The following is an 11549-nucleotide window of genomic DNA, read 5'->3' on the forward strand; positions in this document are numbered from 1 at the left end:
CACTCCAGATGCGTTAGGGCATCTAATAGCTGATTCAACCGTAGCAATCGCAGGGCGATCGCTCCATCAGCAAACCCCTGAGTTTGCAGTCTCTAAGGCCTGAGTTTTACCTATTCCAACACTACCAACCCCATTCGAATCGCGTAGCGCACTAGGCCAGCAATGTCGTGAATATCTAGGCGAGCCATCAGCTGAGCCCGGTGGGTCTCGACGGTTTTGGTGCTGATGTAGAGAATGTCAGCAATATCTTTGGTGCTTTTGCCCTCGGCAATTAGCTGAAGAATTTCGCGCTGGCGAGGAGTGATCTGGTCAAGCGGGTTTTGGTCTTGACCCAGACGCTTAACATAGTCGCTAATGACGTACTTAGAGATGGCGGGGCAGAGATAGGTTTCTCCCCGAGCGATCGCCCGCAGGGCCAGATCTAGCTCTTCGGTACCGCTGTCTTTAAGTAGGTAGCCGCTGGCCCCCGATCGCAGGGCCTGATAGACGTACTCTTCATTGGCATGCATCGAGAGAATGAGCACCCGCACCTGAGGGAACTCGCGGGTAATGCGGGCGGTGGCCTCTAGCCCGTTCATCTCAGGCATGGCGATATCCATCAGCACAATTTGGGGATTGAGGGTTTCTACCAGCTGTAGCGCTTCGCGTCCGTTCTCAGCCTCGCCCACCACCTCGACCCCATCGATATCTTCGACGAGCGAGCGAAACCCCGCTCGAACGAGAGCATGGTTATCGGCAATCACGAGCTGAATAGATGACATACAGGGCCTTTGGGGTACATCGTGCGAATCGTTACATTAAAATTCCCAACTAAGCTCCACGGGCAAGGTATAAAGACGCATAATTTCACTCGGTAATCAGAACCTCGTTAACAGGTACAAGATTTAAGGTTCCCTTTGCCAAATTGACTGCTGCGCCAGGTCACATCGCTCGGCTTTGAAGTAGTTGCCGAAGTGGCAGTAGGCGCAGCAGGTGCCGGGGATTGAGCGGCTGACGCCAAACCAGGGGAAGGACTGGAATGAGGTGTTGGCGCAACCGGAGGGCATGGGGAACTCGTGGCGCTTTTGGAGATGGGCCACTGACAGGAGTGCCCAAATTTGACCTTGAGAGGGAAGAGCGAAACGGCGATTTTGCCCGTGGGTAAAATCGCCGTTTCCATTAATTCAGCTTCCGGAGAAGGGTAAAACTCTAGGGGTAATGATGAAATTGCTAGGTTGATTAAGAAGCTACGCAACGATGCCCATGCCTCACTGTCCCGGCTGCAGCTCTGATGGCCATTGATTCGGCTGCGGCAGCTGAGAGAGCTATTACGCGAAATTCTGGCAAAACACCCTAAGAATCTGAAAGAAACCGAGCATTAGAACTTACTACACTCAGGTTGAGTCAGAGGAGAATTTAATGCGTTATCCATAGGAGCTTTCAATGCCTTACGCTACTGTCGGACGAGAAAATTCCGCAACTATCGATCTCTACTACGAAGATCTTGGGGCAGGTCAACCAATTGTTCTTATTCATGGATTTCCATTGAACGGGCATTCTTGGGAGAAGCAGGTTTTGGTGCTGCTGGATGCGGGCTATCGAGTGATTACCTACGATCGCCGAGGGTTTAGTGCTTCTAGTCAACCTTCGTTTGGCTACGACTATGATACCTTTGCAGCAGATTTGGATGAGCTAATGACCAAGCTTGACGTGCAAGATGCTGTGCTGGTCGGCTTCTCGATGGGGACAGGTGAAGTTACACACTATCTTGGCAAATATGGCTCAGCACGGGTGCAAAAAGCTGTGCTGATGGCTCCTGTTCCACCGTTTCTGTTAAAGACAAGTGACAATCCAGAAGGTGTTGATCAAAGCGTTTTCGACGGCATTATGAAAGCGATCATTGAAGACCGTCTAGCTTACTTCTCTGCATTTTTCAGAGAATTCTTTAATATGGATGTGCTGCTTGGTGACCGTATCAGCAATGAGGCGATTCAGGCCATTTGAAATGTGGCAGCAGGGGCTTCTGCCAAAGGGACTTTGGATTGTGTACCCTCCTGGCTCACCGATTTCCGCGATGATTTGCTCCATATTGATGTGGCGACTCTGATTATTCATGGTGATAGCGATCGCATTTTACCGCTGGAGGCTACCGCAGCCAGACTGCCAAAGCTAATTAAAAACAGTGAACTTATTGTCATTCCTGGCGGGCCGCACGCCATCAACTGGACTTACGCTGATCAGGTCAATCCCGTGTTGCTGAACTTTCTTCAGCAGGAATAATCAGTCATCCGAATACCTCAAAGTCAAGATTCAGGCGAGATCCACAGGTCTACCTCTACCCATCCACTCCCGACCCATCCACCCCCATGCTCAACCAACAGCCCAACCTCACGCCATGGCCACCCTCCAGCGATCCCTCCCTGGTGCCGCCACCCCTAAGCTCACCCCTCAAACCAGACCTGCACCTGCCCCCTAACCCACCGCCCATTGCCCACAGTCAGCAATACCTGCTCTACCTGGCCAAAATCGGCGAAAACACTGCTGGTCTGGTGCACGACATGCGCAGCCCCCTCACCGTGATCATCAACGGTCTGCGGCTGTGTCATCGCATGCCCCTGCCCCAAATTGCCCGCCAGCGGCTAACCCTGGCCCTAGAAGAAGCCGAGCGGCTGAACCGCATCGTCAATGATGTGATTACCTTTGCCCGCAGCGCCCATCTGTCAGGGTCTCACTGGCAGGCCTACCACCGCCCCACCCCGCCCCGGCATGGGGCCGAGATCCCCCCCATGCCGCCCTATCAAGAGCATCGAGAATAACGGCCAAGGCCTTGTTTTATGTAATCAACCTGCCACTTCACCCGGCTAGCTATGAACAACTCCACCTTACATTCTCTATTCAACTTACTTAGCTTAACTCGACTACCCGAGGGTAATTATCAGAGCGATGCCCTGGCGGATAGCACGCCCTTAGGGGTTAATCATCGAGTAATTTTGACGGCGCTGTCGGTTGTTACACCACTGCTGGTCTTGGTGAACTGTCTCGATCAAATCCAGACGGCTTTTGTTGCCGTACCAATGCAGTCTACCCTTGCCATCGCCCAATCAGCCTACCCTGGCCACGACTATAACGATGATTGCAGATGCCGTCGCCAAACTGATGGTACTGGTCAGTTATTAGATCACAATGGTTCAAACCACATTCCGATTGTGCTAGAAAGCCCAATGAATTGTCAGAGTGCGGAATAAGTGCGATAACAGATTGAAACTGTGCAAGCTCGATTGTTTGTGATTAAAGAGAACATCTAATTCCCTATGCCTAGTACGGTAAATTAGACGTTCTCTTTAACGGCCAGGCGAATCACTGAAATTAGGGAATGAGGCGATTTCGTATACGATGGCTTCACATTTTTACTGAGCGTTCACGGAGCGGCTTTGATAGGGCGGCGGCTGGGATATTGAGTCGCGATCGCCATAAATAAACCAGGACAGCACAAACTTCCATGCGGGTATACCAGAAGCTCGTTCAATGCCGCTTCCGTAATTGGACGTTGGGGAATGCAGTTGCTACTTAAACGTCAACTGCTGAAGTTCCTTTTGATTCCAGTTGCCTAACTTGGCAGCAGCTTCGTAGGTGCTTTGCAAGAACTCTAACAGCATCTGATCGGGTGATTCTGCCTCACGGACAGCGTCATAGGGCAAAACAAACTCACCCAACTCTTTACTGTAAAAGGCAGCATCAGGGCGAACCTCAGCCTGCTTAAAGCCATCGGGTTCTGGGTAGGCATAGGAATAAAACGCTGGGTATGATAATCCGGCTCCGGGCCAAAATCCGGCACTACTGACCTCTTGGGAGTAGGCTTCCTGTGCCACTGCATCCGGCAGATTTGGTACCCCTCCCGGATGCTCAGGAGCCGATCGCCCCGAAAAGCGCGTCACGGCTAAATCAAAACTCCCCCAGAAAAAATGAACTGGGCTGACCTTTCCAGAAAAATGAGAGCGAAATTCTCGAAAGACGCGATCGGACTGTAGCAGCACTCGCCAGCATCGATTGGTATAATCCGCATCATAAGCAGCATGGGTTTCATCCTGCTCAAATCGAATTGGGTCAGGAACTTCGTTCGGTTTGGTGTTAATGGTGATGTGGAAACCTAATTCTCTAAGAGTTTCCATTACAGTCTGATAAAAATTAGCGACAGAACGAGGGTAGAGGGCGATCGCCCGTCTTGCCCCTTCGCTGGTTTGAATCAGCAACTCATGATCAATGAAATCGAAGTCGATTTGAAAGATGCGGCTACCATAGGGAATTGTGGACGTGGTCAGGCCCCGAACGGTTAAATAGAGGGGAGTATGCCAGGAATGATTAATCCACGGCGTTTGGGCTAATCGGATCTTGCCGATGATTTGCGTCCACATGTGCAAGGTGGTATAGGTCTCTTGCCATGCGTCCAGGGGTAAACTTGGCCAAATATCTGTTAGGGTAGGCTGATTTGACATCATGAGTTCTCCGCGAGTAGAAAAGGGGTGCGGTGATTAATAGGTCTTCTGCTGTTCATCGGCAAAACACCACAGCCATTGTTCTCCTAATTCGGCTGAACTAATTACTGCGTGTCCGCTCTCTTCGTAATGGCGGCGAGCGTGTTGATTCTTAGACGAGTCGCAGCACAACATTTTGCCGCAGGTTTGACAAATTCTTAAATGAACCCAACGACCACCAACTCGCAGGCATTCCTCACAGCGAAATACCGGGTAATTGGCTTTCGAAATCATGGTCTCTAGCGTCAGTTCGTTTAGATGTTGACAAGACATGAAATGCTCCTGTGAATGGGCAAAGTATGTACTCGTTCAAGCGGGATACAGCCACTTGCGAAAAAGTTGAGTGAGACGCGGCATAATCACGTAGGTCAGTAGGGCAACCGTTAGACCTGTAACCAACAACGTTCTGAACAATACCGGAAGCTCCGCTAGAAGCGGTACTAGCAAACGATTGAGAATCGATATCGTGAAAAACACTGCTAGCCAGGTCACGATCGCCATTTTGTAGCGTGGCGGTGGAGCCTTCATGGGTTTGTTGGAAAGCGTAAACCAGGTTTCCAGACCCGTTAGAGTTTGAATGGTTTCAGGCTTTTCAATTAAGGGCTGTAACCGCTCCAGCCATTCCTGCCGCACGCTGGATTCTAGCCAGGTTTTGAGGTTGTTGTAATGATCAAATCTGACGATTGCCACATATTCAGGATGAGCATGATCATGAGGTCGGATCACGCTGACCCCTAAATGTCCCTTAAATTGGTGAGCAGCCGTCGCAATCCCGTGCAACCACTCCTCATATCCCTGCTCACGTCCAGGTCGAATGAAGTGAGAAATGATGGCGGTTACCTGGTGAGTTTCTTCATCTGTACCCACGACTAGTGAATCCTGCATTACACATGACCTCAAAAACTCTAGCTGCAAGGACGTGATGATGGTTAATGGGCGATCATTGGCGATCGCCCCTATTCTAGGCACAAAATCATCCAGTGCTGCTGCAAGGCTGCAAATGAACTGGATCACTGAGCAACAACCTCCACTCAGTTACACACCAGTCATGAGGGGTTCACGATTGGCAGAGCCAGTATTTGATGTTGTTGCAAGGAGCTGAAGTTCCCATGCCAGGGCTACCGCACTCGCACCGCCATGCTCAAGAAGAATCTCTGATACGCCCGCAGCTGTTTCTGTGCGTGCCCAGTCACGTTGCCATTCAGCAAGTACAGCCATCCAGTTGATTGGAACTGCACCCGCCTGAACCATCCGGCGAACCGCCATGTCATGAGCTTCCGCAGTCACACCGCCTGAAGCATCGGTAACGATGAATACGTCATAACCTTCATCCAGCGCCTGGATTGCTGGCATTGCCAGACAGACCTCGGTCCAAAGCGAAGCAAGTATCAGTTGCTTGCGACCACTTTTCTTCACGACGTCTGTCACATTTGGATCTTCCCAGGTATTGATGAAAGTGCGGTTGATCGGTTTTTGATCGGGAAAAACATCCTGTAATCCCTTAATGATGTAACCCCCTCTCTCTTCAATGACTGCGGTAAGGATTGTGGGTACGTTGAACACCTTTGCCGATTTAGCAAGACCAATCACATTGTTAATGATCATGGTCGGTTCATGGCTGTTCAAGTTGGTGAACTGAAAAGGCTGGTGGTCAATCAGTACCAGGATGCTATCTTCTGGACGAAGCAGTCCTTCTAGACCGATTTTGGGATTTTTAGACATTGAACTCTCCTATTTGAGCGATTTGTAAATGAGAAATTTCAGGATGACATAAAAATGCAATTTACTTGCTCGATCCCTTTGCATGACTGTTTGCACAAATTCAATATAGGTGGTCGCCTTCAAGCTGTCGCCTATAGCAAGTCAAATTTTTTGTAGTGCAAATTGATAGATTACCCGTGCCATCGCGGAGTAGAAGGCTGACTCTAACTTAAGTTAGACTCCGAATTTGATCGAAAGTACATTCATACAACCGATCGACTATCAATGCTTGAATGCAAAATCCGGTAGCGATGTCCCACACCAATGAGCGGGCGACAACCTGTTTGCCCTCCGGATGAAGCGGCTGACACTACGAGCTATTGCTGTGAACCGACGACAGACCCTGACTGCCTCAACGCTTCTGCAATACGGCTCTCGATAAGGTCACCCATGGCTTTTGCCCCAATTGGGATGTGGAGTTGTTCGCCCAGGTGCGGTCGTTGGTGGGCAAGCGATATACTTTGGTAAACGGATGACAGTCCTTCATCTCTATGAGAGTGTCTGCTCCCTAGCCCATCCAAGTATCCAAGTATTGGATAGACATAACGACTCACCTTAATAGGAGTATTGATCCGATGGGGATGAAAATGAGGATGAGTTCGTCGATCAATAATCTTATTGATCTGCCTAACAAGCTACCGCTGCAAGTCGTCCTCATTGTGCCTCTGATGCTGCTACTGACGGGGGCCGTTGGAGTTGTCGGTTATCTTTCATTCAGAAACGGCCAGCGGGCGGTCAATCAAGTTGCGACCGAACTCCAAAATGAGATTCTCCATCAGATTACGGACAAGTTGGACGATTACGTTCAGGTGGCGCACGACATCAATCGTTTGAATGCGATCGCACTGGCCAAGGGAGACATTAATCCAGACAGCGCCGCCGGAGAGACGGTGTTCTGGCAGCAAAATCAGATTTTTCCGACGGCGAGTTTCGTTTACTGTGGCAACGAAAAGGGAAATTTGGTGGGCGTGGGCAAGATGACCAATAAAGTTCACCTGCAAACCTGGGTTGTGAATGACTCCACAAACCGTATTCCTTACTTTTACGGCCTGGACGATCAGGGCAATCGCAATCGCGAATTTGACAAAGGTGCCGAGCCGTTTGATGCTCGCGTTCGCCCCTGGTATAAAGCAGCAAAGGAAGCCCGTCAGCCCACCTGGAGCCCAATTTATTTAGGATTCACAACCCACTGGCCCGCGATCGCTACTAGCATCCCCGTCTACGATTCTAGTGGTAGGACGTTGATCGGAGCCTGCGGCATTGACTTTTTGCTGCCTCAGGAAATGAGCCAGTTTTTGAAAAGTTTAAATATCGGCAAAACTGGCAGCGCATTCATTATGGAGCGTTCAGGAAGGTTGGTATCCACGTCTACGGCTGAGCCTATTGTTGAAAATACAAGCGACGATAGCGAGCGATTGTTGGCCAATCAAAGCAGTAATTCAACAATCCGGGCAACGGCTGACTTTTTGGAACAGCGTTTTGATGGCTTTGATCAGATTCAAGTGACGCAGCGAATGGCATTTGATATTGACGGGGCACGACAGTTTGTGCAGGTTGTGCCCTTCCAGGATCGCTACGGGTTGGACTGGCTGATTGTGATTGTGCTTCCAGAAGCAGACTATCTGGGACAAATTCAGTCAAATATTCGAGATACGCTGCTGCTATGCGTTTTAGCGTTAGTGACAGCGCTTATTTTGAGTGTGTTAATGGCTCGCTGGATTACCAGACCGCTGCTGAGTCTAAATCAATCAGCGCAGGCGATCGCCGATGGTCAATGGAATCAAACGGTCAATATTAAGCGGTCCGATGAACTGGGAAAACTGGCAAACTCCTTTAACCAGATGGCCCATCAGCTGCAAACGGCCTTTTTGGAACTGCAGACCCTGAACCAAAACCTGGCTGAAAATGAAACCCGCCTCCGAGCCTTTTTGGAATCGCTGCCCATTAGCATTTCCATTTTGGATGCGACAGGTCACCCCTACTATGCGAATCAGCGGAGATTTCAGATGCTGGGGGAAGCCATTGATCCGACTATCTCTTCCGATCATCTGTCCGAGGTATATCACCTGTACAGGGCGGGCACAAATCAGCTCTATCCGAATGACCAACTGCCCATTATCCAGGCGTTGAGCGGTAAGCACACCCGAGTTGACGATATCGAAATCCACCAAAACGGTCAAACTATTCCCATTGAAGTCTGGGGAACACCCATCTTTGATGAACAGGGAAATGTGACCTATGCGATCGCGACCTTTCAGGACATTACGGAGCGCAAACAAGCCGAGAAACTCCTAGCCGACTACAACTGCACTTTAGAACAACAGGTCGCAGAACGAACTGCCGCGTTACAACGCAGTGAAGCCAAGTTCCAAGCTATCTTTGAAAACTCGCAGATCGGCATCTTCCAAGTCCGCATTTCGGATGGATTAATTCTTGATGCCAATCAACGCTTTGCCAATCTGTATGGCTTTGACTCACCAGAGGCGATGATTGGGCTTGAACGAACCAGAAGCTACTATGTAAATCCCAGCGAGCGCGAACAGTTCCTTGAGTTGCTGAAGCGAGATAAGGAAGTGCGAAGTTATGAAGTCCAAATGCGAAAACGAGATGGGACAGTGTTCTGGGGACAGTTCTCTTCGTATCTGAATGCAGCTAATGGATACATTGAAGGCGTGCTTGCGGATATTAGCGATCGCAAACAAGCAGAGGAGGCATTACAACGCAGTGAAGCCAAGTTCCGAACGATCTTTGAAAATTCGCAGGTTGGCATCTACCGAACCCGCACCTATGATGCATTAATTCTCGATGCCAATCAATGCTTTGCCAATCTGTTGGGCTTTGCTTCACCAGAGGAGATCATTGGGCTGGAACACAGCATCGACTATTTTGTAAATTCCAGCGATCGCCTATACGCCATTGAGGTGATGAAGCGGGATGGGGAAATGCGAAGCTTTGAAGTCCAGATGCGAAAACGAGATGGGACGCTGTTTTGGGGCCTTTGTTCCTCTTATCTGAATGCAACCGATGACTACATCGAAGGGGTGATGGCGGATATTAGCGATCGCAAACAAGCAGAGGAGGCATTACAACGCAGTGAAGCCAAGTTCCGCAATATCTTTGAAAACTCGCAGGTCGGCATCTTCCGAAACCGCATCTCGGATGGATTAATTCTCAATGCCAACCAACGCCTTGCCAACCTGTTGGGCTTTGATTCACCCGAGGAGATCATTGGGCTAGAACATAGCATCGACTATTTTGTAAACCCCAGCGATCGCGAACACGCCCGTGAGGTGATGAAGCGGGATGGGGAACTGCGAAGCTTTGAAGCACAGATGCGAAAACGAGATGGGACAGTATTTTGGGGACTTACCTCTTCTTATCTGAATGCAGCTGATGGATATGTCGAAGGGGTGATTGCGGATATTAGCGATCGCAAACAAGCAGAAGCCGCTCTACAAGCGAGTGAAGAACGACTACGCTTAGCATTAACTGCTTCAAAGCAGGGACTCTACGATATGAATCTCAAAACTGAAGAAATCGTGGTTAACCCAGAATACGCTCTAATGCTGGGCTATGATCCGACAACATTTCGAGAGACCAAATCTAGGTGGGTTGAGAGTTTGCATCCTGATGACAGAGAATCAATGGTTGCAGTTTACAGTGGTTTTATGACTGGAGAAGCCCCGAACTATCAAGCAGAATATCGCCTGCGTACCCGGAATGGTCAGTGGAAATGGATTCTTTCTGTCGGCAAAATTGTTGCCTGGAATGAATCTGGTGAACCCCTCCGAGCGTTGGGAGTTTATACGGATATTGACAATTACAAACGGGCTGAAGCAGCTTCAATTTTGGAAGAACGCAACCGTATGGCACGCGAAATTCACGATACACTCGCTCAGGCGTTTACAGGCATTCTGGCTCAGGTCGGAGCTGCAAACCAGGTGCTAACGGATGATGTAGAAGCAACTCAGGCACATCTAGACTTGATCAAAGAATTGGCGCGAACTGGACTGTGTGAAGCGCGGCGATCGGTCATCGCACTCCGTCCTCAGCTTTTGGAGGAAGGCAGTTTACAGAGCGCTCTCCATCGTCTCGTAACTCAAATCAGAGCGGCTGCAAACGACACTACTTTGTATTATGAGGTCAAGGGGGCAACGTATGCTCTCCCCACTGAAGTCGAGAGTAACCTACTGCGGATGGGGCAGGAAGCCTTAACTAATGCGATTAGATACGCCAATGCTGACGAAATTCGAGTGGAGCTAGCCTACGATCGCGATCAGTTTTGCTTGCGCGTGAAAGACAATGGACAGGGTTTTGGAGTCGGGAGTATTTCAGCCTCTGAGGGGTTTGGCTTACTCGGCATGAGCGAACGGGCAGAGCGCATCGGCGCACAACTCACGATTCGGAGTCAGCCTGGGCAGGGAACAGAGATTATTGTCACCGTCAACCCTTGAGTGAGCATCACAATGAGCCAAGCCACAACCATTCGGGTTCTGATTGCGGACGATCACGCCATTTTTCGGCAAGGATTAGCCACGATTATCAACCATGACCCGGATATGCAGGTAATTGCTCAAGCTGAAAATGGGGAGCAGGCGATCGCGCTGTTTGAGGAACACCAACCGGATATCACGCTAATGGATTTGCGAATGCCGGAAGTGGAAGGAGTTGCCGCCATCGGCACAATTTGTGCGACGGCTAAATCGGCTCGGATTATTGTACTGACTACGTACGATAGTGACGAAGATATTTACCGGGGATTGCAGGCAGGCGCAAAAGGGTATCTGTTGAAAGAAACTGAACCGGATGAGCTTCTGAATGCCATTCGTACCGTTCATCGGGGTCAGAAGTACATTCCGCCCGATGTGGGAGCAAAATTAGTTCAACGTCTCAGCAATCCAGAACTGAGTGAACGAGAAATGGCGGTACTCCGTTCGCTAGCCCAGGGAATGAGTAACGCTGATATTGCGGCTGCTTTGAGCATCGGTGAAGGCACGGTTAAATCTCATGTCAACCGGATTTTGAATAAGCTAGACGTCAGCGATCGCACCCAGGCTGTGATTGTTGCCGTTAAGCGCGGCATTGTCAGTTTGTAAGATGTACTTTCGATCAAATTCGGAGTCTAACTTAAGTTAGAGCCAGCCTTCTACCTGGTTGACTGACAAAACTAATCAGCGCCATAGCAGTACGTGTGTATTTTGAACTCGATTCGATAGGTGCGCTGCTCATGCTGTTTCCGAGACGCCATAGCGGGTTCAGGATCGCGGTTATGAGTGA

10 protein-coding genes and 2 pseudogenes are annotated in these 11549 nt (G+C 49.8%); 6 read left to right on the forward strand and 6 right to left on the reverse strand.

What is annotated here, in order from left to right; all coding sequences use genetic code 11:
* Window positions 1–110 precede the first annotated feature (110 nt).
* On the reverse strand, window positions 111–761 hold the full coding sequence (locus ACQ4N7_RS24950) for a response regulator (protein ID WP_430714151.1): 651 nt from the start codon (window positions 759–761) through the stop codon (window positions 111–113).
* Window positions 762–884: 123 nt separating this feature from the next.
* Window positions 885–1079 carry a hypothetical protein gene (locus tag ACQ4N7_RS24955; protein WP_430714152.1) on the reverse strand — a complete coding sequence of 65 codons (195 nt, stop codon included), beginning with the start codon at window positions 1077–1079 and terminating at the stop codon, window positions 885–887.
* A 343-nt stretch (window positions 1080–1422) separates the two neighbouring features.
* On the opposite strand from ACQ4N7_RS24955, the pseudogene ACQ4N7_RS24960 reads away from it, so the two are divergent.
* The 3 genes and pseudogenes from ACQ4N7_RS24960 to ACQ4N7_RS24970 all read left to right on the forward strand — a co-directional run bounded on the left by ACQ4N7_RS24960 (window position 1423) and on the right by ACQ4N7_RS24970 (window position 3224).
* Window positions 1423–2259, forward strand: a pseudogene (locus tag ACQ4N7_RS24960) (alpha/beta fold hydrolase).
* A gap of 86 nt (window positions 2260–2345) precedes the next feature.
* The gene (locus ACQ4N7_RS24965; protein WP_430714153.1) at window positions 2346–2795 is read left to right on the forward strand and encodes a histidine kinase dimerization/phospho-acceptor domain-containing protein; all 450 of its coding nucleotides are present in this window, start codon (window positions 2346–2348) and stop codon (window positions 2793–2795) included.
* Between the two features lie 51 nt (window positions 2796–2846).
* Window positions 2847–3224: a hypothetical protein gene (locus ACQ4N7_RS24970; RefSeq protein ID WP_430714154.1), complete on the forward strand. Its 378-nt coding sequence runs from the start codon at window positions 2847–2849 to the stop codon at window positions 3222–3224.
* Window positions 3225–3542: 318 nt separating this feature from the next.
* Here ACQ4N7_RS24970 and ACQ4N7_RS24975 read toward each other — a convergent pair whose 3' ends face one another.
* From ACQ4N7_RS24975 to ACQ4N7_RS24990, 4 genes are all read right to left on the reverse strand, one after another.
* Window positions 3543–4472 carry a DUF5996 family protein gene (locus tag ACQ4N7_RS24975; protein ID WP_430714155.1) on the reverse strand — a complete coding sequence of 310 codons (930 nt, stop codon included), beginning with the start codon at window positions 4470–4472 and terminating at the stop codon, window positions 3543–3545.
* Between the two features lie 36 nt (window positions 4473–4508).
* Entirely contained in the window at window positions 4509–4784 is a 276-nt protein-coding gene (locus ACQ4N7_RS24980; protein ID WP_430714156.1) for a UBP-type zinc finger domain-containing protein, read from the reverse strand.
* Window positions 4785–4820: 36 nt separating this feature from the next.
* A complete protein-coding gene (locus ACQ4N7_RS24985) occupies window positions 4821–5396 on the reverse strand; it encodes an antibiotic biosynthesis monooxygenase (RefSeq protein WP_430714160.1) in 576 nt (191 codons plus the stop codon).
* A gap of 150 nt (window positions 5397–5546) precedes the next feature.
* A complete protein-coding gene (locus ACQ4N7_RS24990; protein ID WP_430714157.1) occupies window positions 5547–6233 on the reverse strand; it encodes a hydrolase in 687 nt (228 codons plus the stop codon).
* Between the two features lie 1016 nt (window positions 6234–7249).
* Here ACQ4N7_RS24990 and ACQ4N7_RS24995 point away from each other — a divergent pair.
* The 3 genes and pseudogenes from ACQ4N7_RS24995 to ACQ4N7_RS25005 all read left to right on the forward strand — a co-directional run.
* A pseudogene (locus ACQ4N7_RS24995) lies at window positions 7250–8929 on the forward strand (PAS domain S-box protein); the annotation flags it as partial.
* Between the two features lie 15 nt (window positions 8930–8944).
* A complete protein-coding gene (locus tag ACQ4N7_RS25000) occupies window positions 8945–10726 on the forward strand; it encodes a PAS domain S-box protein (RefSeq protein ID WP_430714161.1) in 1782 nt (593 codons plus the stop codon).
* 12 nt (window positions 10727–10738) lie between these two features.
* Entirely contained in the window at window positions 10739–11368 is a 630-nt protein-coding gene (locus ACQ4N7_RS25005; protein ID WP_430714158.1) for a response regulator, read from the forward strand.
* Window positions 11369–11549 lie beyond the last annotated feature (181 nt).

The organism is Nodosilinea sp. AN01ver1 (assembly GCF_050565655.1).
In the GTDB taxonomy this organism is placed as follows: domain Bacteria; phylum Cyanobacteriota; class Cyanobacteriia; order Phormidesmidales; family Phormidesmidaceae; genus Nodosilinea.

Excerpts from the sequence above, each read along its gene's own strand:
- ACQ4N7_RS24970 (WP_430714154.1), top strand. The coding sequence starts at position 2,847 with ATGAACAACTCCACCTTACATTCTCTATTCAACTTACTTAGCTTAACT.
- ACQ4N7_RS24965 (WP_430714153.1), top strand. The coding sequence starts at position 2,346 with ATGCTCAACCAACAGCCCAACCTCACGCCATGGCCACCCTCCAGCGAT.
- ACQ4N7_RS24985 (WP_430714160.1), bottom strand. The coding sequence starts at position 5,396 with ATGCAGGATTCACTAGTCGTGGGTACAGATGAAGAAACTCACCAGGTA.
- ACQ4N7_RS24950 (WP_430714151.1), bottom strand. The coding sequence starts at position 761 with ATGTCATCTATTCAGCTCGTGATTGCCGATAACCATGCTCTCGTTCGA.
- ACQ4N7_RS24980 (WP_430714156.1), bottom strand. The coding sequence starts at position 4,784 with ATGTCTTGTCAACATCTAAACGAACTGACGCTAGAGACCATGATTTCG.
- ACQ4N7_RS24975 (WP_430714155.1), bottom strand. The coding sequence starts at position 4,472 with ATGTCAAATCAGCCTACCCTAACAGATATTTGGCCAAGTTTACCCCTG.
- ACQ4N7_RS25005 (WP_430714158.1), top strand. The coding sequence starts at position 10,739 with ATGAGCCAAGCCACAACCATTCGGGTTCTGATTGCGGACGATCACGCC.
- ACQ4N7_RS24990 (WP_430714157.1), bottom strand. The coding sequence starts at position 6,233 with ATGTCTAAAAATCCCAAAATCGGTCTAGAAGGACTGCTTCGTCCAGAA.